At 69.6% G+C, this 24004-nt stretch carries 21 protein-coding genes; 10 read left to right on the top strand and 11 right to left on the bottom strand.

Annotation, left to right across the window (positions count from 1 at the left end; translation table 11 throughout):
- Positions 1 to 328: 328 nt before the first annotated feature.
- On the top strand, positions 329 to 1051 hold the full coding sequence (locus tag ACTWPB_RS26215; RefSeq protein WP_446223173.1) for a sensor domain-containing protein: 723 nt from the start codon (positions 329 to 331) through the stop codon (positions 1049 to 1051).
- Between the two features lie 145 nt (positions 1052 to 1196).
- The gene (locus ACTWPB_RS26210; protein WP_446223172.1) at positions 1197 to 2363 is read left to right on the top strand and encodes a DUF4192 domain-containing protein; all 1167 of its coding nucleotides are present in this window, start codon (positions 1197 to 1199) and stop codon (positions 2361 to 2363) included.
- 10 nt (positions 2364 to 2373) lie between these two features.
- On the opposite strand, the gene galE is transcribed toward ACTWPB_RS26210, so the two are convergent.
- Complete coding sequence (gene galE, locus ACTWPB_RS26205) at positions 2374 to 3354, bottom strand: UDP-glucose 4-epimerase GalE (protein ID WP_446223171.1); 981 nt, start codon at positions 3352 to 3354, stop codon at positions 2374 to 2376.
- Positions 3355 to 3357: 3 nt separating this feature from the next.
- Positions 3358 to 4044 (bottom strand): metal-dependent transcriptional regulator, encoded by a 687-nt coding sequence (locus ACTWPB_RS26200; RefSeq protein WP_378944859.1) that lies wholly within the window; start codon positions 4042 to 4044, stop codon positions 3358 to 3360.
- Positions 4045 to 4173: 129 nt separating this feature from the next.
- On the opposite strand from ACTWPB_RS26200, the gene ACTWPB_RS26195 reads away from it, so the two are divergent.
- Both ACTWPB_RS26195 and ACTWPB_RS26190 read left to right on the top strand, forming a co-directional pair.
- Complete coding sequence (locus ACTWPB_RS26195; RefSeq protein WP_446223170.1) at positions 4174 to 5415, top strand: acetoin utilization protein AcuC; 1242 nt, start codon at positions 4174 to 4176, stop codon at positions 5413 to 5415.
- Positions 5408 to 8545 carry a bifunctional acetate--CoA ligase family protein/GNAT family N-acetyltransferase gene (locus ACTWPB_RS26190; RefSeq protein ID WP_446223169.1) on the top strand — a complete coding sequence of 1046 codons (3138 nt, stop codon included), beginning with the start codon at positions 5408 to 5410 and terminating at the stop codon, positions 8543 to 8545. Before ACTWPB_RS26195 ends, ACTWPB_RS26190 begins: the two co-directional genes overlap by 8 nt.
- Positions 8546 to 8735: 190 nt before the next feature.
- On the opposite strand, the gene ACTWPB_RS26185 is transcribed toward ACTWPB_RS26190, so the two are convergent.
- The 3 genes from ACTWPB_RS26185 to ACTWPB_RS26175 form a co-directional block, all read right to left on the bottom strand.
- The gene (locus tag ACTWPB_RS26185; RefSeq protein ID WP_056811283.1) at positions 8736 to 9704 is read right to left on the bottom strand and encodes a sigma-70 family RNA polymerase sigma factor; all 969 of its coding nucleotides are present in this window, start codon (positions 9702 to 9704) and stop codon (positions 8736 to 8738) included.
- A gap of 168 nt (positions 9705 to 9872) precedes the next feature.
- The gene (locus ACTWPB_RS26180) at positions 9873 to 11372 is read right to left on the bottom strand and encodes a DUF7782 domain-containing protein (protein WP_446223168.1); all 1500 of its coding nucleotides are present in this window, start codon (positions 11370 to 11372) and stop codon (positions 9873 to 9875) included.
- A gap of 356 nt (positions 11373 to 11728) precedes the next feature.
- Positions 11729 to 12466, bottom strand: a complete 738-nt coding sequence (locus ACTWPB_RS26175) for a VOC family protein (protein WP_446223167.1) — start codon at positions 12464 to 12466, stop codon at positions 11729 to 11731.
- A 271-nt stretch (positions 12467 to 12737) separates the two neighbouring features.
- On the opposite strand from ACTWPB_RS26175, the gene ACTWPB_RS26170 reads away from it, so the two are divergent.
- Complete coding sequence (locus ACTWPB_RS26170; RefSeq protein WP_446223166.1) at positions 12738 to 14069, top strand: MFS transporter; 1332 nt, start codon at positions 12738 to 12740, stop codon at positions 14067 to 14069.
- 48 nt (positions 14070 to 14117) lie between these two features.
- Here ACTWPB_RS26170 and ACTWPB_RS26165 read toward each other — a convergent pair whose 3' ends face one another.
- On the bottom strand, positions 14118 to 14474 hold the full coding sequence (locus ACTWPB_RS26165; protein ID WP_446226488.1) for a DUF3099 domain-containing protein: 357 nt from the start codon (positions 14472 to 14474) through the stop codon (positions 14118 to 14120).
- A gap of 143 nt (positions 14475 to 14617) precedes the next feature.
- On the opposite strand from ACTWPB_RS26165, the gene ACTWPB_RS26160 reads away from it, so the two are divergent.
- Positions 14618 to 14857: a DUF3039 domain-containing protein gene (locus ACTWPB_RS26160; protein WP_056815556.1), complete on the top strand. Its 240-nt coding sequence runs from the start codon at positions 14618 to 14620 to the stop codon at positions 14855 to 14857.
- Here the strand turns inward: ACTWPB_RS26160 and ACTWPB_RS26155 are convergent.
- Positions 14827 to 15990 carry a YihY/virulence factor BrkB family protein gene (locus tag ACTWPB_RS26155; protein ID WP_446223165.1) on the bottom strand — a complete coding sequence of 388 codons (1164 nt, stop codon included), beginning with the start codon at positions 15988 to 15990 and terminating at the stop codon, positions 14827 to 14829. The two genes, ACTWPB_RS26160 and ACTWPB_RS26155, sit on opposite strands and share 31 nt — an antisense overlap.
- Before the next feature lie 188 nt (positions 15991 to 16178).
- On the opposite strand from ACTWPB_RS26155, the gene ACTWPB_RS26150 reads away from it, so the two are divergent.
- Positions 16179 to 17906: a DEAD/DEAH box helicase gene (locus ACTWPB_RS26150; protein ID WP_446226487.1), complete on the top strand. Its 1728-nt coding sequence runs from the start codon at positions 16179 to 16181 to the stop codon at positions 17904 to 17906.
- Between the two features lie 83 nt (positions 17907 to 17989).
- On the opposite strand, the gene ACTWPB_RS26145 is transcribed toward ACTWPB_RS26150, so the two are convergent.
- Positions 17990 to 18592: a TetR/AcrR family transcriptional regulator gene (locus tag ACTWPB_RS26145; RefSeq protein WP_446223164.1), complete on the bottom strand. Its 603-nt coding sequence runs from the start codon at positions 18590 to 18592 to the stop codon at positions 17990 to 17992.
- Positions 18593 to 18752: 160 nt separating this feature from the next.
- Between ACTWPB_RS26145 and ACTWPB_RS26140 the strand changes: the two genes are divergently transcribed.
- The gene (locus ACTWPB_RS26140) at positions 18753 to 19490 is read left to right on the top strand and encodes an SDR family NAD(P)-dependent oxidoreductase (RefSeq protein ID WP_446223163.1); all 738 of its coding nucleotides are present in this window, start codon (positions 18753 to 18755) and stop codon (positions 19488 to 19490) included.
- Positions 19491 to 19615: 125 nt separating this feature from the next.
- Here the strand turns inward: ACTWPB_RS26140 and ACTWPB_RS26135 are convergent, their stop codons facing one another.
- Together ACTWPB_RS26135 and ACTWPB_RS26130 are read right to left on the bottom strand one after the other, a co-directional pair.
- On the bottom strand, positions 19616 to 20164 hold the full coding sequence (locus ACTWPB_RS26135; protein ID WP_446223162.1) for a hypothetical protein: 549 nt from the start codon (positions 20162 to 20164) through the stop codon (positions 19616 to 19618).
- Positions 20164 to 21939, bottom strand: a complete 1776-nt coding sequence (locus ACTWPB_RS26130) for a DEAD/DEAH box helicase (RefSeq protein WP_446226486.1) — start codon at positions 21937 to 21939, stop codon at positions 20164 to 20166. The genes ACTWPB_RS26135 and ACTWPB_RS26130 overlap by 1 nt, the downstream gene beginning before the upstream one ends.
- A 138-nt stretch (positions 21940 to 22077) precedes the next feature.
- Here ACTWPB_RS26130 and ACTWPB_RS26125 point away from each other — a divergent pair, with 138 nt between their 5' ends.
- Positions 22078 to 22833 carry a TetR/AcrR family transcriptional regulator gene (locus ACTWPB_RS26125; protein ID WP_446223161.1) on the top strand — a complete coding sequence of 252 codons (756 nt, stop codon included), beginning with the start codon at positions 22078 to 22080 and terminating at the stop codon, positions 22831 to 22833.
- 170 nt (positions 22834 to 23003) lie between these two features.
- On the opposite strand, the gene ACTWPB_RS26120 is transcribed toward ACTWPB_RS26125, so the two are convergent.
- Positions 23004 to 23198, bottom strand: a complete 195-nt coding sequence (locus tag ACTWPB_RS26120) for a DUF7455 domain-containing protein (RefSeq protein WP_378944895.1) — start codon at positions 23196 to 23198, stop codon at positions 23004 to 23006.
- A 402-nt stretch (positions 23199 to 23600) separates the two neighbouring features.
- On the opposite strand from ACTWPB_RS26120, the gene ACTWPB_RS26115 reads away from it, so the two are divergent.
- A complete protein-coding gene (locus tag ACTWPB_RS26115; protein ID WP_446223160.1) occupies positions 23601 to 23972 on the top strand; it encodes a DUF952 domain-containing protein in 372 nt (123 codons plus the stop codon).
- Positions 23973 to 24004: the final 32 nt, after the last annotated feature.

Here is a 24004-nt window from a genome sequence, read left to right as displayed (position 1 = left end):
CGGGGTGGGGGAAGCGGATCTCCATTGTCCCCCACGCGAGGTAGTGCCATCGCACACGGCCGGGGACGGCTCGTCCTGGTAGGCAACAGCATGGACTCTCCGCGCATTCCCGCCCAGTGTGGCGACCGGGCTGCTGACGGTGGTCTTGTACTCTCCGCGCATTCCCGCCCGGTGTGGCGACCGGGCTGCTGACGGTGGTCTTGTACTCTCCGCGCATTCCCGCCCGGTGTGGCGACCGGGCTGCTGACGTGGGTCTTGTGCCCGCCGCGACTTCCCGGACGGCGTGGCGCGATCGGGCGGATCGACGCGGTGGGGCACAGTGGACGGTGTGAACGTGGCGCAGGTGACACCGATCCGTGCGGGTGATCCGGGCCTGCGTCGCTGGTGGCTGGGGTTGGCGGCGGTGTCGTTCGTGCTCACCGGATGCGCGCAGAGCGTCAGCGGGACGCCGGTCGCCGAGAGCGCGGTGTCGGTGCGACAGGTCGATGGTTCATTGGCCGATCTACTGCCTTCACCTTCGCGTTTCCCGGCCCGGTACCCGGCGGTGGTGCTGCCCGCACAGGCGGCGACGGCGGCCGCGGGTGATCTCGACGGGGTGGGAGCGGGCGCGACGGTCAGCCCGGCGCAGTGCACGCCGACCGAGGCCGAGTCCGGTGGCGAGCCCGCGGTGGTAGCGGTCGGGACCGACGATGCGAGCCGGGCCACGCTCACCGTCGAATTGTCGCGTAGCACCGAGCCGGTGGCGCGGCTGCGCAATCGGCTCCACGAGTGCGGGCAGATCCAGGTCCGGCGGGCCGGTGCGGGCTCCACCGTCACGACCGTGCTCGACCAGGCCGGGCCGGCCGGTACCGACGATGCGATAGCGTTGCGGCGCACCGTGGTTCCCGAAGTCGGCGGTGCGGGGCTGACACAGACGATGCAGACCTCGGTCGGGCAGATCGGCGACGTGCGCATCACGGTGACGTCGATGACTTTCGGTGCCGGACAACCGGATACAGCCGCCGTGGACGAAATGTTCGCGACAACCGTTGCCTCCGTGAACGGCAGCTGACGCGCTACCACGAGGCGGTGACAGATTCGCCGGCGGCGTATCGCTGGGACCGGGGTTTCTCCACAGCTCCAGCGCTACCCACAGGGCGGATAAAAGCCCAGGTCGGTGCACCGGGTGTGCGGTAGGCGGCGGGCACAGTGGAGCCATGACGCCTTCGACGAACCCCACCCGCCGGGCCGAGCGCACCGGGCCGTTTCCCCGCGCACTCGGCTGCGCCGAATCCACCCCCCGCTATCCCGGCGGACTGCCGCGCCCACCGCTGCGCGTCGACGAACCCGGTGAACTGATCGCCGCCCTGCCCGCGATGCTCGGCTTCGTCCCTGAACGATCCCTCGTTGTCGCCGTACTGCACGAGGTGGCGGGTGGCGCGGCCGAGGCAATCGAGGCGGTGGTCCGCTTCGACCTCGACGTGGCCACCGACATGCGGCTGCTCGACCAGTTCATCGCCTGCCTGGCATCGATCTGCTTGCGCGAAGACGCAACCGGGGTGCTCGCCGTCTTCGTCGAGGACCGCGCCGAGTTCGAGGGCGAGGAAGTCTTGCGTGCGGCCGAATTGATCGACGTGCTCGCCGAGGACGGGATCGCGGTACGCGGTGCCTGGTCGGTGCCCGCGATCGCGGTGGGCGAGCGCTACAGCAGCGTGTTCGGCACGGTCGGGACCGGCCTGGTCGCCGATCCGTCATCGTCGATCGTGGCGTTGTCACATGTGCTGGAAGGCAAGCAGATTCGCGGTTCCCGCCACGAGATGACCGCGCTGATGATTCCCGACGACCTGCTGAGCGCGCGAGTGCGTGCCCAGCTCGGGGCGGCGGACGCGCGGTACCGGGGCGGGCTGGCGGCGGCGACGCGCGCTGGGAACACGGCGGCCTACCAGCGGCGGGCGCTGGAATGGGTGCTGTGGCAGATCGCCGACACCGCCTCCGGCGCACCGCGTGCCGAGCGCGAACTCGCGCGACTGGCCGCGACCCTGCGTGACCGGCCGATCCGCGACGCCATGTACGGGCTGGCACTGGGCGATCACGCCGAAGCCGCCGAGCTGCTGTGGACGCAGCTGGCTCGGGCGACTCCGGGTACCGACCGCGCCGAAGCAGCGGCCCTGCTGGGTTTCAGCGCCTATCTGCGCGGCGACGGACCGTTCGCCGGTGTCGCTATCGCCGCCGCCGTCGAGGCCGACGCCGAGCACGCGATGGCGGCGCTGCTGGAGACGTCGCTGCAGACCGGGCTGCGGCCCGATCGGCTACGCAGACTCGCGCACTGTGGTCACCAGATCGCCGCCGATCTCGGGGTCGACATCGGCCCGATCGCGCCGTGAGGCGGGCGGTTCAGCGAGCGCTGTGGGCTTTCGTGCCGAGGGAACGCAGGAAATCCCAAGCGTCGGAGACGATCTCGTCGAGGTCGTTGTGCTCGGGGTGCCAGCCCAGTTCGGCGACCGCGCGGTCGCTGGAGGCGATCAAAACGGCCGGATCGCCCGCGCGGCGCGGTGCGTCGATCGTCTCGATAGGCAGCCCGGTGACCCGCTCGCACGCCGAGATCACTTCGCGCACCGAGAAACCGGTGCCCGAACCGAGATTGCAGATCCGGTGCGTGCCCGGCTGCGACGACGAGAGCGCGAGCAGGTGTGCCTGCGCCAGATCGCGGATGTGGATGTAGTCGCGCACACACGTACCGTCCGGCGTCGGCCAGTCGGTGCCGTACACCGAAATGGCCTTGCGGTGGCCCAGTGCCACCTGCAACACGAGGGGGATCAGATGTGTTTCCACGACCCGGTTCTCGCCGAGCCCGGCATACGCGCCTGCCACGTTGAAGTAGCGCAGGCTGGTCGCGGCCAGATCGTGCGCGGCCGCATAGGAGGTGATGGCGTGATCGATGGCCAGCTTGCTCGCACCGTAGGGATTGGTGGGGCGAGTGGGCGAGTCCTCGGTGATCGGGACCTGCTCGGGCTCGCCGTACACCGCGGCCGTGGAGGAGAACACCAGGCGTGGGGTGCCGGTCTCCCGGATCGCCTCGAGCAGCGTCAGTGTCTTCACGACATTGCCGTGCCAGTACTTCTCCGGCTGCTCCACCGACTCGCCGACCAGCGACTGTGCCGCGAAATGCAGGACGCCGTCGAAGGATTCGGCACGCAGCAGTTCGGGGGCGGCGACGGCGATATCGCCGTCGACGAATCGGGCACCGGCCGGGACGCCGTCGGCGTTACCGGTCGAGAGGTCGTCGACGACGACGACCTCGTGGCCCTCTTCGAGCAGCACTGCGGCGCAGCCGCCACCCACATAGCCGGCGCCGCCGGTGACAAGGAGTTTCACGAATCAGACCAGCCTCACCTGGACGGCATGCGCCATCTCTTCGGACAGTTCGAAACCGTTGTGGCCGGGCACCGTGATCAATACCGCACCCGGTTTGGTTTCCACGGTAACGCGTGCGTCGGGCACCACGCCCGCCTCACGCAACCGCCCGATGACCTCCGGGTCGGTCTGGATGTGCTCGGCCAGCCTGCGCACGACCACCGCGTGCAGCGCGCCGTTGGGCAGATCGGACAGGCGGATCAGCTTCTCCTCGGGGGCGGGAGCGTCGCTGAGGCCGAGTTCGTCCAGGCCGGGAATCGGGTTGCCGTAGGGCGAGGTGGTCGGGTGGTTGAGCACCTCGATCAGGCGCCGCTCCACCTCCTCGCTCATCACGTGCTCCCAGCGACACGCCTCCGCGTGGACGTTCTCCCAGTCCAATCCGATGATGTCGACCAGCAACCGCTCGGCGAGCCGGTGCTTGCGCATCACCGACACGGCCATGGACCGGCCCTTGTCGGTGAGCTCGAGATGGCGGTCGCCGGCGACGAGCAGCAGGCCGTCGCGCTCCATCCGCGCGACCGTCTGGCTCACCGTCGGACCACTCTGCTCGAGGCGTTCGGCGATACGCGCCCGCAAGGGCACCACGCCCTCCTCCTCGAGGTCGTAGATGGTACGGAGATACATCTCCGTGGTGTCGACCAGATCCTTCACCTGATACCCCTTCGTCAGCACGAATTCTACCCACGCGCGAACCCCGGCGCGCCCGTCGGACCAGCGGCCCTATTTCTACTGCATGTCAACGCCGCACGGGGGCCGCTGCTTCCGGCTAGCGTGGCGAGCATGGTCACGTCGCCGCGCAGCGAACACGCAGGGACCGTCGTATGGACCGAGCGATTCCTCGGTTACACCTGGAGTCCGGAGCACCCGATGAAGCCGGCGCGCTTGCGATACACCATGTCGCTTGCCCAAAGCCTAGGTCTTCTCGATGGAATCGAGCCGCTGGCACCCGATGCGGCCACCCGATCCGACCTGATGCGGGTCCACAGCAGCTCCTACATCGAGGCGGTGCGCCGGGCCGGGCAGGGACCGCCGACACCCGAGGACGCCGCCTACGGGCTCGGCACCGCCGACAATCCGGTGTTCCCCCACATGCACGAGGCGGCGTCGGTGATCGTCGGTGGCACCCTCGCCGCCGCCCGCGAGATCGCGGCGGGCCGTACGCGGCGCGCGGTGAGCATCGGCGGCGGAATGCACCACGCCATGCCGGATTCGGCGGCCGGGTTCTGCGTCTACAACGATGCCGCCATCGCCATCTCGTGGCTGCTCGACCACGGCTTCGACCGCATCGCCTACCTCGATGTCGATGTCCACCACGGCGACGGCGTGCAGCGGGTGTTCTATGCCGATCCGCGCGTGCTCACCGTTTCGCTGCACCAGCATCCGGCCACGCTGTGGCCCAATACCGGGTGGCCCGAGGAGACCGGTGTCGGGGCGGCCGAAGGTACCTCGATCAACCTGCCACTGCTGCCCGGCACACGGGATGCGCAGTGGCTGAGGGGATTTCACGCGGTGGTACCCGGCGCGGTGGCCGCCTTCCGGCCACAGATCATCATCAGCCAGTGCGGTGTCGACACCCACCGCGAGGATCCGCTCGCTGATCTGGAACTCACCGTCGACGGCCAGCGCGCGGCGTTCCTCGCGATGCGGGACCTGGCCGACGAATACGCCGAAGGGCGCTGGCTGGCCATCGGCGGCGGCGGATACGGCGTGGTGCGGGTGGTGCCGCGCGCCTGGACCCACCTGCTCGCCGCGGCACTCGACCGGCCGCTGGCTCCCGAAACGCCGGTGCCCGCCGACTGGATCGAACAGGTGCGAGCATCCGCGCCGCGCGTGCAACCACCGACGACCATGAGCGACGGTGGCGACACCGCCTACCGGGCCTGGGACGGCCCCGGGGGCACACCCGAGATCGGCGACGCGGGCCAGATCCGCGCCCAGCGAGCGGTCGATACCGCTATCACGGCCACCCGGCGGGCGAGTTTCGGCCTGCTCGGGCTCGACCCGGAGGACCCCCGTGACTGAGCCACTGCTGCCCGATACCTCCGACACGCCCGCGAATCCGCCTGCGCCACCCCAACACTGGTACGGCGATGTGCTGGCCGCCGACGGCGGTGTGGTCCAGCTACGCCCGATCGTGCCCGCCGACGCCGACGCGCTCGCCGCCTTTCACACCGGTCTGTCCGATCGCACCCGGTATCTGCGGTATTTCGGTCCGTACCCACAGATCTCGCCGAAGGACATGTACCGCACCACCCACGTCGACTACCGCGATCGGGTCGGCCTCGTCGCGGTACTCGGCACGTCCATCATCGGCGTTGCCCGCTACGAGCTGCTCGCCCGGCCGGGCCCACGCGCGGCCGAGGTGGCCTTCGTGATCGCCGACGAGCACCAGGGACGCGGGCTCGGCTCGGTCCTTCTCGAGCATCTGGCCGGTGCCGCCGCCGAGAACGAAGTGGTCGCGTTCGTCGCCGAAGTGCTGGCCGAGAACGAGGCAATGATCACGGTCTTCCGTGAGGCGGGCTACCAACTGCAGCGCAGTCGCGACGGTTCCGAAGTACACCTCGAATTCGCCATCGACCCCACCGAAGCGCTGCGCACCGTGCGGGATTCGCGGGAGGCGGCCTCGGAGGCGCGCAGCGTCGGAAATCTGCTCGCCCCCGGTTCGGTCGCGGTGATCGGCGCGTCACCGGAGCAGACCCGCGTCGGCGGTGCCGTGCTCGCGAATCTGCTCGCCGGCGGTTTCAGCGGGCCGGTGTTCCCGGTGAATCTGCACCGGCGTTCGGTGCGCGGCGTGCGGGCCTACGCCACCGTGCGCGAGATCCCCGACGAGGTGGACCTGGCGGTGGTGGCGGTGCCGCCTGCCGCGATCGGGGCGGTCCTCGACGATTGCATGGCCAAGGGAGTCAAGGGCCTGGTCGTGCTGACCGCGGGCTTCGGCGAAACCGGGGCGGCCGGATTGGCCGCCGAACACGCCCTGGTCGCCGCGGCACGCGGGCACGGCATGCGGGTGGTCGGGCCGAGTGCGCTCGGCATCGCCAACACCGACCCCGCGGTCGGCCTGAACGCCACCTTGGCCACGGTCCTCCCCGAGCGGGGGCGGATCGGCTTCTTCTGCCAGTCCGGCCCGCTCGGAGCAGCGATTCTCGGCGAGGCCGCGGCCCGCAACCTCGGCCTGTCGACGTTCGTCTCGGCAGGTAATCGAGCCGATGTCTCTGGCAACGATCTGCTCCAGTACTGGGACACCGCCGCCGACACCGAGGTGATCCTGCTGTACCTGGAGAGCTTCGGTAATCCGCGCAAGTTCTCCCGGCTGGCGCGCCGGGTGGCACGCGGCAAACCGATCGTCGCGGTGAGCAGTGGGCGCCTGGCGGCAGGTGCGGACATGGACCGCACGGTGGTCCGTGACCTCTTCGGCCAGGCCGGGATCATCCAGGTCGACTCCATCTCCGAGCTGTTCGACTGCGCCGCCCTGCTGGCCTGTCAGCCGCTTCCGAAGGGCCCCCGGGTCGCCGTGGTCGGCAACAGTGCCGCGCTGAACTGGCTGGCTATCGACGCCGCCCGCAGCGAAGGGCTGCACGTGTACCGGCCGGTGACCGCTGTCGACCGAGGTCCCGGCGCCCGCCCGACCGAGCGGGGCGTGCAAGGCACCCGGCCGATGGGCGTGCAGAATGCCTGGCCGGAGGGGCAGGTCGTGGACAGCGCCCGGCCGGCCGATCGGGAGTCGGGTCGTGCGGTGTCGGCCGAGCGAGGTGCGGACAATCCTCTGCGGATCGACCGGAATTCGGCACAAGTGTCCAAGCCAGACGCGGACCGAGCACGGCGAGCCGGCCGGGGGGCAGATCGTCGAGGGTCCGGGCGGGGAGCAGATCGTGTGCGGCGGACCGCACGGGATTCCGATCGTGCGGAGCAGGGTGCGGATCGTGTCGGCCGGACGGGGTGGGGCGCGCGAAGTGCTCGGCGCGCGGGCCGCGGCGCGGACAGTGCCGAACCTCCGCAGCGCGATGCCGGCATTGCCGGGCCCGTCGAGTTGGGCGTCGTCGATGTGGGCGTGGACGGGCCGGTGGACCTCGGACCCGAGGCGACGCCGGCCGACTTCAGGGAAGCGGTCCTCGCCGCGCTATGCAGCGAGGAGGTCGACGCGGTGATCGTTGTGGTCGCGCCCCCGGTTCCGGTGTCGATGGAGGGTTTCGGGGATGGGTTGCGGGCGGCCGCAGCGGCGGCGCCGGGCAAGCCGGTGCTCACCACGTTTGTCGCGGAATCGGGCATTCCGCGACAGCTGGCGGTGCGCACCACCGCGGGCGCACCCGCGCGCGGGTCCATCCCGTCCTATCCGGACCCGGAGCGTGCCGCGCGTGCGCTGGCCAGGGTCGACCGGTACGCGCGCTGGCGGGACCGGCCGATCTCGCCGGTGGTGCGCCCGCCGGGGATCGACACCGCGGCCGCGGCGGCCCTGGTGGAGGGCTGGTTGGCGGAATCGGGCGGACGGTGGCTCACCGATGAGGAGGCGGTGCTGCTGCTGCGCTGCTACGGGATCGACGTGGTCGAGTTCCGGGCGGTGCGCGATGCCGAACAGGCGGTCGCCGCGGCCGAGGAACTGGGCTATCCGGTCGCGGCCAAGGCGACCGGGGAGCTGTGGCGGCGCCGACCGGATCTGATCGGGGTGCGCTTGGACCTGTGGGGACCGGACGCGGTCCGTCAGGCCTACACCGACCTGGTGGAGATCTGCGGCGATCCGCTTCTGCACGTGCAGAAGATGGCGACCAAGGGGGTCGGCTGCGTGCTGCGTGTCACCGACGACCCCTCGTTCGGGTCGGTCATCCAATTCGGCCTTTCCGGCATGATCATCGACCTGCTCGGCGACCGTGCCTACCGCGCCCTGCCGCTGACCCAGGAGGAAGCGACCGCACTCATCGACGCACCACGCGCGGCACCGCTGCTGTCGGAAGGACCGGGCAGAGCGGGCGTCGACAAGGCAGCCCTCGCCGAACTGGCCCAACGCATTTCGGCCCTGTTCGACGACATCCCCCAGATGCGCGAACTCTCCTGTGACCCCGTGCTGGCCGCCTCGGCATCGGCGGAGATCATCTACGTCCGAGCCCGCATCGGCCCCGAACCCAGCCGCTTCGACACCGGCCCCCGCCGGCTGGCCTGAGGTGCGACAGTCCTGACCTGCTGTCGCGTGAGCCGCGGTCGCCCCGCCCAGGCGGCCGGTCCGGCCGGGGATCCGACGCGGCGCCGGGTGAACGAACAACGCCGACCGGCTCGCGACCCGGAGGGGAGGGGTTCGCGGTCGCCGGTCGGCGTTTCGGCAGACGACCCCGTGGGGCCGTCGAGATTTTGGATCAGCTGGCGTAGGCGCGCAAGCGGTCGGCGCGGTCGCCCTTGCGCAGCTTGGACATGACCTCGCGTTCGATCTGGCGGACGCGCTCACGGGACAGGCCGAACAGCTTGCCGATCTGGTCCAGGGTGCGCGGCTGGCCGTCGTCGAGACCGAAGCGCAGGCGGATGACCTGCTGTTCGCGCTCGTCGAGGGTGGCAAGGACGCTGCGCACGTCGTGGTGCAGCAGGCCCGCGATGACCGCGCTCTCGGCGGAGGTGGCCTCGGAGTCCTCGATGAAGTCGCCGAGCGGAGCTTCCTCGTCGTTGCCGACGGGCATGTCCAGGCTCACCGGGTCGCGGCTGTGGTCGAGCAGGTCGGCGATTTTCTCCACCGGGATGCCCGACTCGTTGGCGAGTTCGGCGTCGGTGGCCTCGCGGCCCAGCTGCTGGTGCAGTTCCCGCTTGATCCTGGCGAGCTTGTTCACCTGCTCTACCAGGTGCACGGGCAGCCGGATGGTGCGGCTCTGATCGGCCATGCCGCGGGTGATGGCCTGACGGATCCACCAGGTGGCATAGGTGGAGAACTTGAAGCCCTTGGCGTAGTCGAACTTCTCCATCGCGCGGATCAGCCCGAGGTTGCCCTCTTGGATGAGGTCCAGCAGCGGCATGCCGCGGCCGGTGTAGCGCTTGGCCAGGGATACGACCAGACGCAGGTTGGCCTCGAGCAGGTGCGAGCGGGCAGCGGAGCCCTCGCGGACCAGGATCGCCAGATCACGCTTGCGAGCCGCCGTCAACCGCTTACCGGTTGATAGCAGGTTCTGGGCATACAGGCCCGCCTCGATGCGCTTGGCCAGCTCGACCTCGTCGGCCGCCGTGAGCAGTGCCGTGCGTCCGATTCCGTTGAGGTACACGCGTACCAGATCGGCTGCGGGGCTCTGGGCGTCGATATCGGCCTCGCTGGGGCGCAAACGAGTGGTGGCGGGGCTTGTCATGACTTGCCTCCTGTCGGTGGTGTCTCATCCCGTTCAACGGACCCGACTTAGAGAAAGTTCCCGTTCCCGCGGTCGATAAACCGCTCTGAGCTGCTGGTTCCCACCCCAACGGCTGAGAAGTTCCTGAGAAGAGCGCCGTGGTCGCCAACTCGCCACCACCGGGCCGGTTCAGACGGGCCGCACCAATCCGTGGCGGACGAGTCCGGCCACCACGCCGAGTGCCTGGGCGGCGAATTCCGATGTGACCTGCTCGGCTCCGTCGGCGAGGGCGAGTAGTTCGATCAGTTCGTACAACGGCAGTCCGTCGGGCCGCATTCCCGCGACCAGGGCGACCGTCGACTCGTCCACCTCGTGCTGCCAGCGTGGTCCGTCGCCGCGATGAAGCCGGGACACCTGCTCGGTCCAGCCGAACTCGCCGGGCAGGTACACCCGTTCCAGCGCGGTCGCCGGGCTCGGCGCGAAACGGGATGTCCACGCGAGTTTTTCGTCGCCTGCCACCGCGCGCAGCCACGCCGACCGCGCGAAATACCCGGCCACCTCGCTGCCGAGCGGGTCGTCGAAACCGTGGGTGAGATCCTCGGCGAGAAGTTCGGTGGGGCCGTCGATCGCGCGCAGATAGACGAAGCCGAACCCGATGCCTTCGACGTCGGCGGTATCGAAGGCGTCGAGCCACCGTGCCGCCTGTTCCTGGGCGGCGGGGTCGCGGGGGTCAAGGCCCGCGTCGCGCAGCCAGGTGCCGACATAGAGGGCCGGATCGGCGACGTCGCGCTGCACGACCCACGCGTCGACACCGTGGGCGGGCAACCAGCTCGACACCCGTTGCCGCCAGTCCTCGCCGTCCACATGCACCCAGGCAGCGAGCATCGCCGCCGTGCCGCCGGGTGCCAGCAGCGCGGGCGCCTGCCCGATGACCAGTTCGCTGGCGCCGTCCAGGGCGAGCCCGGAGTCACGATAGGTGTGCTCGATGCGCGCCGGACCGACCACGAACGGCGGATTGGCAACGACCTGATCGAAACGCCGCCCGGCCACCGGCTCGAACCAGGACCCCTCGAGCAGCTCGATATCGAGTTCGTTGAGCGCCGCCGTGGCCTGTGCCAGCCACAAGGCCCGCGCGTTGACATCGGTCGCGGTGACCCGGCCCGCGTAACCGGCCGCGTGCACGGCCTGCACGCCACAGCCGGTGCCCAGATCCAATACGGTGCCGACGGGTTCGGCCGGTGTCGCGCGCAGCAGGGACAGTGACGCGTGCCCGACGCCGAGGACGTGATCGGAGGTGAGTGTGCGCCGCCGCATCGAATCGTCGAGATCGGACAGGATCCACCGCGTACCCGTGCCGACATCGAGCGGCCGCAGATCCAGTGCGGCCCTGACCTCGTCACCCTCGCGGGTGAGCAGACCCGCCGCCACCGCCGCGTCGATGCGCACCGGCGCCAGCGCGGCCGCGACCTCCCGCTCGGGCAACACATCGCCGAGCAGCAACAACCGCACCAGCGTGCCCAGGTCACCGGCCGCGCGCGCGGCCCGGCGCACCGGTACCGGCTCCGAACGGCTCAGCGCCGCATGCACATCCGGCCCCAACGCCTCCACCAGCGTGTCAGCGTCGTAACCGACCCGGATCAGCGCGGTACGCAGGTCCGGGCACAGCGCGGTGAGCAGGGAGTCGGTCATCGTCGGGTTCGTAGGCACGCGCCTACTCTGCCAGGACCGCGAGCACCGAGATCGACGCCGCCGCGTGTCGCCGCGCACACAGAGTCTCGAGTCGCTTGCGGCGACTCATGATCCCGCGGCTCGGCGCGGCGGGGACGGACAGCCGTTGGGTCGGATGGGCCCATCGACTGCGCTCGCGGTGGGTCGACTCCAGGCGGGGCCGACCGATTTTCGACTTGCGGTAGTCGGCATCGCTGGTGGCTCAGTCGGTGTGCATGTCGCGTCAGAGTCGATGTCTGCGCTGGCTCAACCGGCGGGCGCTTTGCGTCGGCCATGTCGTCGGGCTGTGGAGGTGGCAGCGGCGGCAAGGGCGGGGCTCAGCCGGTGTAAGGGTCTCTGGATGTCACGCAGTACAGGGCGTTTCCGGGGTCTCGTAGGACTATCCAGTGTTCGGCGTCGGTGACTCGGGTGGCGCCCAGGGATTCGTGCCAGGCGGCGGTGGCGGTGATGTTCGACGAGGCCAGGTCGGCGTGCGCGCCCGTGGGCCCGGGGTCGTCGAGACGCTGGAGCAGAAAGTGCAGTGGCTGGTCGGGGCCGCGGAGGCGGGAGAATTCCGGGCGGCGGCCGGGCTTGTGCGTCCAGTCGGTGAGTGCCTGCCAGAAGGCGGTATCGGCGTCGATGTCGGTGGGGGACAGGTCGAGACAGACCTGGTCGAGGCGGGTCACTGTGCCATCGGGTGCGGTCGATACCGTGACCGGTGCGGGCCCGAGACCCGATCGGTCGGCGGCCGGAGTGAGGCAGAACGTCTGTCCGGCAGGCGATTCCAGCACGGTGTAGTCGGGCAGCTCGGACATGAGGCGGGCGCCGAGCCCGGTCGCGGTCGCTACCGCCGAAGCGATGTCGTCGACGTCGAGGTCGAGATGGATGCCACCGTCGTCACCGACCGCTTGCATCTTGATCCACGCGGGTCCGGTGGCGGGCAGCAGCGTGACGAACTCGTCGTGCTCGCCGCGCGGCACCGACACTGTGGAATCGGTGACCTTCGCCCAGAACCGCGCACAGTCGGCGAACAGATCGACGGGCCGATCGAGAAACGCCCAGGTCCAGCGAATCATGCTGTCTCCCTTCCGCTATGCGGCACTCGCCGAGCGGTCGGCCGGTTCCGGTCGCACTGTCGGCTCCTGTCCGAACGGTAGGCGGCATGAGCGCCGCTGTCGACCAGGTTGCGCGAGCGGATCGCGATCGGCGCGGCCGGGAGAACCTTGCGTGCGAGGTGCGGGTGCGGCCGTCGACAGGCCCGCGCGCCCGTATTCGTTGGCGGGATATCGACGAAACGTGTCATACCGGCCACTAGTCCGTCCTTCGCCGATGCGGCACGCTGGCCGAGTGACCGATTTACGTGCGCCCCTGCCGCCTACCGGCGACGAACCGGCCGACAACCTCACTCGCACGCCGGCAGGCGGCACCGACGGACGCGGTCGACTCCATCCCGCGTGGATCGTGGCGGGCGTCGGGTTCGTGGCCCTGCTCGCCGCGGCCGCCTTCCGCTCGGTTCCCAGCGTCCTCATCGACCCGCTGCACACCGAATTCGGCTGGTCACACGCGACGATCTCCACCGCCATCTCGCTGAATATGCTGCTCTACGGCCTGATTTCGCCGTTCGCCGCCGCGCTGATGGACCGATTCGGCATCCGCAAGGTGGTGTGTTCGGCGCTGGTGCTGATCGCCGCGGGCAGCGGGCTGACGGTGTTCATGACCCAGGCGTGGCAGCTGGTGGCGTCGTGGGGACTGCTGGTCGGCATCGGCGTCGGGTCGATGTCCATGCCGTTCGTTGCCACCGTCACCGGACGCTGGTTCGTACAGAGTCGCGGCCTGGTCACCGGGGTGCTCACCGCCGCGGGCGCGACCGGGCAGCTGGTGTTCCTGCCACTGGTGTCGATGCTCGCCACCGAGCACGGCTGGCGATTGCCGTCGGTGATCGTGGCGGCGGTGGCACTGTCGGTGGTGCCGCTGGTGTGGTTGTTCGTGCGCGACTACCCCAGCGATGTCGGCGTACGGGCCTATGGGGCGCCCGCCGGTTCGGACGCGGGGGCGCGGGTGCCGATCGCCGGCGGCGCGAACCGGGCGCTGACGGTGTTGGCCTCGGCCGCGCGCAAGCCCGGATTCTGGCTGCTGGCAGGCGGATTCGCGATCTGTGGTGCCTCGACGAACGGCCTGGTCGGCACCCATTTCGTCACCGCCGCCCACGATCACGGGATGCCACCGACCACCGCGGCCGGACTGCTGGCACTGGTCGGGATCTTCGATGTGGCGGGCACGATCGCCTCGGGCTGGCTCTCCGACCGCGTCGACCCGCGCTACCTGCTGCTCGGCTACTACTCGCTGCGCGGCCTGTCGCTGCTGATCCTGCCGTCCCTGCTCGGCCCCCACACCCAGCCGAGTATGTGGGTGTTCATCGTGTTCTACGGCTTGGACTGGATCGCGACGGTCCCACCGACAGTGCTGCTGTGCCGCGAGCTCTTCGGCGCCGACGGCCCGATCGCGTTCGGCTGGGTCTTCGCCGCCCACCAGATCGGCGCCGCGATCGCCGCCACCGGCGCGGGCCTGATCCGTGACCTCCAGGGCTCCTACGACCTCGCGTGGTATGTCGCGGGTGCCCTCTGCGGCATCGCGGCCGTCATGTCGATGCTGGTTCGAAGACCGAAGACGGCTCGGTAGCTGACCGGCCGCCTTGGTCTGAACTGCGCGGAGGGCGGCGCCGGCCGCCTATTCCAGGGTCTTGTGGTGCCCGGATTCGAGGGCGATCTGATTGTTGCGGCCGTCCCAGCGGCTGGGTTCGTCCTTGGTGCGCGGCGGCCGATCGTTGGCGATCAGCACCGCGATCCACGGCAGTGGCACCGAGGCGGCGATGATCAGGATCGACAGCAGCGGGTTCTCGAACGCGCTGTAGGCGATCGCGGCCAGGATCAGGCAGGGGATCCGGAAGGCCATGATGAACGTGTAGCGGCGCACCCTGGCACGATGCTGCTCGTCGAGCGAGGGCGCGGCCTCGGTGATCAACACGGCATGTTCGGCGGGGGCGGGACGGAAGAACCCACGCGAGGGCTTGGGCTCGGTGGGCATGGTCACTTCCGGGTCCGGCTTCGGTTCGTCGGCGCCTGGGACATCGCCGTAGGACTGCATACCCCGAGTCTTCCACTCGGCGCCGTCGAGCGCACACGCGGCTGGTCAGCGGGGCGGGCGACGGATGCGGCATCATGGATGGCGTGAGTACAGACACTCTGGTACGCCCGGAAACCACGACCGACGAGACGACCAGCGACGACACCCCCAAATTCTTCCACTATGTGAAGAAGGACCGGATCGCCGAAAGTGCCGTGATGGGCACGATGGTCGTCGCCCTGTGCGGCGAGGTTTTCCCGGTGACGCGTTCGGCCAAGCCCGGCTCGCCCGTGTGCCCGGACTGCAAGAAGGTCTACGAGGGCTTGCGCAAGGACGGCGACTGAGCGCAGCGCTCGGTCGGTGCCGCCGGTGCCTCGGGTGAGGCGTCGGCGGTTTCGTCGTGCTCCTCGCCCTCCTCGTCGTCACCGCGCACCTGGCTGGTGATCCACTCCTTGACCTGCTCGATCCGGGTGGCCCGGGCAGGCCAGAACTCCTGAACGGCGGCGTTGAACTCCGCGCCGAGGATCACCGCGAAGCCGAGAAAGTACGTGAACAGCAGGAACGCGATCGGGGTGGCCAGCGCGCCGTAACTCACCCCGGTAGCGCTGATCCACGACAGATAGCGGCGCAACAGTTCGCTGGCCGCCAGGAAGAACACCCCCGCCACCAGCGCGCCGCCGAAGAGCCGATGCCACGGCAGCGACTTGTGCAGGGCCAGCTTGTATAGCGTGGTCAACCCGACCATCAGCAGCAGCCCGACGATCGGGTAGTAGAACGTGTCGATCAGCCGCAACCCCGGCTCCCGCCAAGCCTCGGGCAGCACCCGCCCGATCCTGGTCGGACCCAGCGCGATCACCGGCAAGATCAGCACCGCGGCCACCAGGAACTGCACATACAGCAGCAGCGCGAAGATCCGCTGCCAGATCGGGTGACGCGCGTCCTGCTGCCCGTGCGCCTCCACGATGGCGTCGACGAAGGTGGCCATCGCCGAGGATCCGGCCCACAGCGACAGCAAGAAACCCACCGACACCACCGCGCCGCGTCCCCGGCCGAGCACGTCGTCGACGGTCGGTTCGATCAGATCCGAGACCACCGACGGACTGAAGAACTCGCGGCTGAACGCGATGATCTTGCTCTCTACGATCTGTACGGTGTCGGGCCCGAACAATCCGCCCACATAGCCGAGGCTGCCGAGCAGGCCGAGCAGCAGCGGTGCCAGCGACAACGTCTGCCAGAACGCCGCGGCCGCGGACTTGGCGAAGATCGAGTTGTCCCAGCATTTGACCCCGACCCGGACCACCAACCGCCACGCCGTAGCCAGCCAGCGCACCCACGGCGCGTGATCGCTGCGACGTTGCGGAGCAGCCTGCGCGGCGACCGCTGGACGTGCGGGCGAGTCGCGGGGCGGGTGCGTGTGTGGCGGGTGCGCCGCGTCGGCAGCAGGGACCTGGTCGTTGCTCATCTCAGTGTCAAGCATCCCGCACGTTGGGGGTCCGTGTGGTGCGGGCCGGGCATCGTGTCGGCGGGTAACAGGTAAATGGCCGGTGACCACGGGTGCGGTTGTGATGCCTGTCGCCCACCCCGCGTCGGTTTGGCGACACGCCGCATCGGGCGGCTAGGGTCGTCTGCGTGACTGGGTCGGGTGGTGCCGCTACGGCGAAGCAAGTGGGGACACCAGGCGATTCTGCCGCGGGAGGTGCCCCCTCGGGTTCGTTGCGCGCCTGGCAGCGGCGCGCGCTGACGAAATACCTGGCCACCAAGCCGCGTGACTTCCTCGCGGTCGCGACACCCGGCGCCGGTAAGACCACCTTCGCGCTGCGGGTTGCCGCGGAGTTGCTGGCTGATCGCACGGTGGATCAGATCACCGTCGTCGCCCCGACCGAACACCTCAAGCACCAGTGGTCGGCCGCGGCCGCGCGCACCGGGATCCAGCTGGACTCGCGGTTCTCCAACTCCACCGGCGCGACCTCCGGCGACTATCACGGCGTCGTGGTGACCTATGCCCAGGTCGCCGCCCACCCGACGCGACATCGGGTGCGCACCGAGAACCGTCGCACGCTGGTGATCCTCGACGAGATCCACCACGCGGGTGACGCCAAGACCTGGGGTGAGGCGACCGAGGAGGCGTTCGGCGACGCGACACGCCGACTCGCGCTGACCGGAACCCCGTTCCGCAGTGACGATTCGAAGATCCCGTTCGTCACCTACGAGCCCGACGAAGGCGGTTTCCCGCGTTCGCGCGCGGATCACTCCTACGGCTATGCCGACGCGCTCGCCGATGGCGTCGTGCGTCCGGTGGTGTTCCTGGCCTACTCCGGCGACGCGCACTGGCGCGACAGCGCAGGCGAGGAACACACCGCCCGCCTCGGCGAACCACTCAGCGCCGAACACACCGCGCGGGCTTGGCGCACGGCCCTCGACCCTGCGGGCGACTGGATCTCGGCGGTGTTGCGCGCGGCGGACGTGCGCCTGCGACAGCTGCGCGCGTCCGGCATGCCCGACGCGGGCGGTCTGGTGATCGCCACCGATCAGGAACGGGCCCGCGACTACGCCGAACTGCTCGAACACATCTGCGGCGAGCGGCCCTCGGTGGTGCTGTCCGACGATCCGCAGTCCTCGCAGCGCATCGGTGAGTTCGGCAAGAGCACCCAGCCGTGGATGGTGGCGGTGCGCATGGTGTCCGAAGGTGTCGACGTGCCCAGGTTGGCCGTCGGGGTGTATGCCACCAGCGCGTCGACGCCGCTGTACTTCGCGCAGGCCATCGGCCGTTTCGTGCGTGCCCGCAAGCCGGGAGAGACCGCGAGCGTGTTCCTGCCGTCGGTGCCGGTGCTGCTCGACCTGGCCGCCCAGCTGGAGTTGCAGCGCGATCACGTTATCGGCAAGCCGCATCGGGAGAAGGACGGCCTCGACGACGAGCTGCTGATGGACGCGAACAAGGCCAAGGACGAGCCCGGTGAGGACGAGAAGTCCTTCGTCGCACTCGCCGCGGACGCCGAACTCGACCAGGTGATCTACGACGGATCCTCGTTCGGCACCGCCACGATCGCGGGCAGCGACGAGGAAGCCGATTACCTCGGCATCCCCGGCCTGCTCGACGCCGACCAGATGCGTGCCCTGCTCCGTGACCGGCAGACCCGTCAGCTCGCCGACCGCAGCGCCGCGCAGGAGTCCGCCCCTCACTCCGCGGCTGTCGCCGAACGCGTCGCCACCTCGGACAAACTGGGCGAGCTGCGCCGCGAACTCAACAGCCTGGTCGCGATGCACCACCACCGCACCGGCAAACCTCACGGCGTGATCCACGGCGAACTCCGGCGCGAATGTGGTGGTCCGCCAACGGCATTGGCGAGTGTCGATCAATTGGGCGAGCGCATCGCGGCCCTGCGTCGACTCTGAGGGGTCCCGCACGGGTTGTCGGGTGGGCCGTTACTCGGGGTCTCGGGGTGTAGTCCAGCAGATCGCCGATCGCGCGGCGTCGCCTAGCGTGTCGCGGCCGCGAGTACCTGCATGGCGCTGTCGACGGCGGCGCTCAGGTCGTTGTGGTCGACACCGTCTCTGGCCTGGATCGACAATCCGTAGAGCACAGTGCTGTACAGCATGGCGAGCGAAGCCGTGGCGGTATCGGGGGCGAGGTCACCGTCGGTGACGCCACGGTCGAGCCGGGCGCGGATGTCGGCCGTGGTGCGGCGGCGGGCTTCGACGAGGAACTCGCGGACCGCGGCGTTGCGGGTGGTGTAGGTCGCGCCGGCGAGGACCACCATGCAGCCGTCCGGCAGACCGGGATCGGTATAGGCGGTGATGTTGCCGCGCAGCATCGCCTCGATCGCGGCGTAGGCGGTGGGTTGCTCGCGCAGCGCCATGGCGGTGTGGGAACCCTCGCTGCGGCCGTAGAGCTCGACGGCGGTGCGGAACAGGGCTTGCTTGTCGCCGAAGGCGGCGTAGAGGCTGGGGGAGTTGATGCCCATGGCGGCGGTGAGGTCGCTCATCGAGGCGCCGTCGTAGCCGAGTTCCCAGAACACCTCCATCGCACGGCGCAGCGCGATCTCCCGGTCGAAGCCCCGGGGGCGCCCGCGTTCTGCCATGCGAAACCTTTCTGTGCCGATCGGTAAATATACCGCGGCGAGTGGGGGTCGCGGCGCCCGCCCGCTATTTCTGTGTCGATCGATAAGAAACTCTTGACGGCTGGGTGTGGATACGCTTGTCTATTTGTGTATCGACCACTACAAAATTGGAGCGAGCCTGATGACGAGCAGTACCACCGTGGCACTGGTGACCGGCGCGAGCCGTGGGATCGGCGCGGCCATCGCCCGCGCACTGGCCGCCGCGGGCACCGATGTGGCGTTCACCTACCAGCGCGACGAGGAAGCCGCGAAGGCGGTTGCCGCCGACATCGAGGCGCTGGGCAGGCGGGCACTGCCGATCAGGGCCGACAGTGCCGATGCCGCACAGGTCGTCGCCGCCGTCGAGCAGACCGCGCGCGAACTGGGTGGCCTCGATGTGCTGGTGAACAACGCGGGCATCTTCCCGGCCAAGCCCTACGCGGAGTTCACCCTCGACGAGATCGACCGCGCGCTGAACATCCACGCACGCGCCGCCTTCGTCGCGGGCCAGGCCGCCCTGCCGCACCTCGGCGAGGGCGGCCGGATCATCTCCATCGGCTCCAACCTGTCCGAACGCGCACTCTTCGGCGGGCTGTCGCTGTACAACCTGAGCAAGTCGGCCCTCAACGGATTCACCAAAGCCCTTGCGCGCGAACTGGGTCCGCGCGGAATCACCGTCAACCTCGTCCAGCCGGGCCCCACCGACACCGACATGAACCCGGCCGGCAGCGACCACGCCTCGACGCAACGAGAGTTCAACGCCCTCGGCCGGTTCGGTACCGCCGCCGACGTCGCCGACCTGGTCACCTTCCTCGCGGGACCGTCCGGCCGATCGATCACCGGCGCGATCCTCACGGTGGACGGCGGCACGAACGCCTGAGAAGGGTCGATGGGCACATCACCGTGTTGCTCCCGCACCGGCAGGCTCGGGATGTCCGGTGCCGGCGTCGTGTTCGGAAGAGCCGCGTCGCCTGCGGCTCTTCCGGCCGTTGATTCCCCGAAGGCTCAGGAGGCGGGCTCGAAGAACTGGGTCGGGTCGAGAGCGTTGAAGCTGGTCCAGCGCGGTTCCTGGGCGGGGAGGCCGGAGTCGGTGGTGGCCTCGAAGTAGCCCTGCAATTCCAATGCCAGGCGCGGATTCTCGTCGACCTTGCGGGCGATCGTGTACAGCGTCGCGAATACGTGCACGCAGCGCGCGGTCCGTGCCGAGCAGGAGCAATCGGTACTCACCAGGCTCGGCGCGGGGGAGTGACCCGCGTCGAGCAGGGCCCGGTGCATCTCGTCGGTGAGGACGGTCGGGTCGGTGATCGTGTGACCGATCGCGGTCACCGCCGCCCGCGACAGCGGTGCCACCTCGACGTGCGCGATCGAGGCCTGACCGCCGCGATGCAGGTGCGCGCGCACGGTGCGCCCCTGCATCTCGATGCCGACACCGTCGTTGCGGGCGATGCTGCGGGCCCGGGGCAGCAGTGGTTCCGGGCGGGTCTGGCGCAGCGGTTCAGCCAGCCGGACCCAGTCCATTCCCCATGGGGTGTAACCGAATTCGTTGTCGGCCATCAGTTCTCTCGCTTCCGGCGCAGGATGTCGACGAGGGCGTCGTCATCGAGTCGGGCCAGTTCGGCGATGCCCGCGGTATCGGACAGGTCCGTGAGCGCGGACTTGCGGGTGTGCATCGCCGCGATGTGTTCCTCCACCGTCGTGGCGCTGGTGAGGGTGGTGACGGTGACGGTGCGGGTCTGCCCGATCCGGTGCGCCCGGTCCGAGGCCTGCGCCTCCACCGCCGGATTCCACCAGCGATCGAAATGAATCACGTCGGCCGCGCGGGTGAGGGTGAGTCCGGTGCCGGCCGCGCGCAAGCTCAGGATCAGTACCGGCGGCCCGTCCGGCGCCTGGAAGCGGGTGACGAGGTCGCCGCGCTGGGTGGCGTCGAGCCCGCCGTGGAAGAACGGCGCCTCGACGCCGAACTGCTCGGCCAGGTGCCGCACCAGCAGGTCGCCGGTCTTGCGGTACTGGGTGAAGATCAGCGTGGGATCACCGGTGTCGAGGTTGGTGGCCACGATGTCGGTGCACAGGTCGAGTTTGCCGGAGCGGCCCGCGAGTTCGCCCAGGTCGCGTGAGACCAGTCCGGGGTGGTTGCACACCTGCTTGAGGTGGGTGAGTGCGGCCAGTACCCGTCCCTGTCGTTCCAGACCCGAGCCGAATCCCTCGTCGAGGGCCTCGGCGAGCACCGCGTCGTACACCCGTTCCTGCTCGGCGGTGAGATCGCACAGCAGATCACTGTGGATCTTCGCGGGCAGCGACGCGGCCACCTGAAGCTTCTTGCGTCCCAGGACAACCGGCTCGACAGCATCGCGCAGCCGGGCCGCCGCCGTGGCCGAACCCTCCTCGATCGGCCGGACGAACCTGCGCCGGAACTGTGTTCGATGCGCGAACAGTCGCGGCACGGTGAGGTTGAGCAGCGCGAACAGTTCGTCGAGGTGGTTCTCGACCGGTGTGCCGGTCAGCGCGACCTTCGCGTCGGCGGTCAACGCGCGCGCCGCCCGCGACACCTGGGTGCGCGGATTCTTCAGCGCCTGCGCCTCGTCGAACACCGCGGTCGCCCACTGCTCACCGGTCAGCGCCGCCCCGTGCAGCCGCACGGTCGGATACCCGGTCACGACGACCGTCCCCGCTCCCGCCGACACCGCACCGCCACGCCACGGCACCGGCGTCAACCCCGGCGCGAACCGTTCGATCTCGTGCACCCAGTTCCCGACCAGCGAGGTCGGGCAGACTACCAGCTGCGGCCCGTCGGCGCGCCCCTGGAGGAACCCGATCGTCTGCACCGTCTTACCGAGGCCCATCTCGTCGGCCAGCACGGCTCCGCCGTACGCCGAAACGGTCTCGCGCAACCACCCCACCCCACGCACCTGATATGGCCGCAGCGTGGCATCGAGGACCCCCGCGAGCTCCCCGTCCAGCGCCTGTGTCTCGCGCAACACCCGCGCCGCCCGCTCGGCGGAGATGATCGCGGTGCCGACCGCGTCGGGAACCGCGTGCGCGGCAGCGGGCAACTGGGCGATGGCCTCGGACGCGTCGGCGCCCCGCGTGCCCGCCGTCGCGGACAGCGGCTCGACAGCCAGCAGCGTGCGCCAGGCCAGCGCGGACGCGGCGAGGTCATCGATGGTCACGCCGGTGAGCTCGGCGGGCGTCACCACAGCGGTCGCCACCTCGACGGGCTCGATCGCGCCACGCTCGCCGACGGGCAACGCGAGGGTCAGCGTCTCGGGGTCGCCGACACCGGCGGGAGCGGGGCCGACGTCGTGCCCGGTCCACGTCCACAGGGCGAACAGATGACGGTCGGGGAGGTAGGTGGCCTGAGTGGCGGGCAGAGCGTTCTCCTCTGATCGGGCAGCACGAACAACCGAACAACGTACACTGTACTGAGTTTGTTCCCGAATGCTCGAACACGTTCCGGAGAGGACGGCTCCGTGCCCGCCGACGAGGACGCGAAATCCACCGCACAGGCCACCCGGATCATCGAATTGCTGTGGCGCCACGCCCTGCCGTCCACGCCGGGGGCGCGCGGCCCGAAACCCGGCCTCACCGTCGACGACGTGGTCTCGGCGGGCATCGCCCTGGCCGACCGCGACGGTATCGACAAGCTGACGATCCGGGCGGTCGCCGCGGAACTGGGCCTGCGCGCGATGAGCCTCTACACCTACGTCCCCAGCAAGGACGCCCTGATCGTGCTCATGGTCGACGCCGTCGCCGCCGCGGACACCCCGATCCCGGCCGACCTGCCGGTCCGGGAACGCATGATCGCCATCGCCACCCAGATCAGGGCCGAACTGATCGAGCACCCCTGGCTCCTGGAAGTGTCCCCGTGGCGCCAGGTGCTCGGCCCGGCCAGGATGCGCCGCTACGAACGTCAACTGGCCGCGATCGATGGCATCGGCCTGGGCGATCTGGCCATGGACCGCGCGATCGCGGTTCTCACCGACTTCGCCACCGGCAATGCCCGCCTCGCCGTCGCGGCCGCGGGCGCCGCCGCGCAGCTGAGCGACGCGCAATGGTGGGAGGTCAACGGCCCCCTGCTGGCCCGGGTGATGCCCGTCGGCGAGTTCCCGCTGGCCGGGCGGGTCGGCGCTGCCGTCGGCGAGCACTACCAGGCCCCCGCCGACCCGGACGGTGCGTTCGACTACGGGGTGGCCACTCTGGTCGACGGCCTGCTCGCTGACCTCTGATGGGCGCAGACGCGACAGCGTTTCTCGGCTGCGCACGGTCGCAGCGACGGCGCAGGTACGCCTGACTGGTGGCGATACCCGGATACAGCGACAGCGGGCGCCCTGTCCGGGTCGCCCGCTGTCGGGAGTTTTCGGTTGTCAGATGTGGTTGTTCCGGACGCGAGGAGTGGTCAGATCGCGGGAGCTTCGTCCGTGTTGATCACGGCTTCGAGTTCGCGCAAGCGGTCCATGTGTTCATTCGCGTGGTGCTGGCAGAAGAGCAACTCGCCACCCGCGGGAAGCACGGCACGCACTCGGGCAGCCGCCCCGCAACGATCGCAACGATCAATCGCGGTCAGTGGGGTGCTGGTCAGGGTTCCTGGCATGACTCCTCCGTCCCGGCTCCCGGCGCTGCGTGGCCGTTCGCCTAGGTGTGGGCCTCGTGGTCACTCCACGCGGCTCGCGTCCGCTACTTCCCAGCAGTGGTACGACTACTCTGTCAGACGTTCGGGGTTCAGGCTTTGTTCCCGGAAGTGAATCTTTGTGTTTTCGATAACAGACCTGCGGTTTCGCTGAAAGCGAACACCCGCCGGTCGTCGGATTCGAGCACCCACCGATCACCCGCGAAGCGCTGATACCACCTCCCACTCGATCCCGATACTCATCGATATGTCGCTCGCTGCGGTGTTGCTCGCTGCGCACGGGGCGCACCACCGAACCGGGCCGATCATGTCGACCTGTGACAGGGTCTTGACCGTCCGAACCTGTTGTCTACCCGGAGATTACCCGTGACATCCGACACTCACACGCTTGTTCACCTGTGTTCTTCCCAAGAATGGGAACAAGCCCGCAGCGCGGGCGAACGCAGGCCGCCGTCACTGGCCGACGCAGGCTTCGTCCATCTGTCCACCCCCGAGCAGGTCCACCTGCCCGCCAATCGGCTCTTCGCCGGGCGCGCCGACATGGTCGTGCTGTGGCTGGACCCGACGGCGTTCACCGGCGAGGTGAAGTGGGAGCCGGGCGTGCCGAGCGACCCGTCGTCGATGCTCTTCCCGCATCTCTACGCCCCGCTGCCGGTCGCCGCGGTGCTCGCCGCACAGCCGTACCTGCCCGGCCCCGACGGCGTGTTCACCACACCGCGCCGGGACGGAGTGGCGTAGACCACAATCGACGCTGGGCGCGGCTACTGTTG

This window comes from Nocardia sp. IBHARD005, from assembly GCF_052814245.1.
This window is presented reverse-complemented; position numbering and strand designations above follow the sequence as displayed.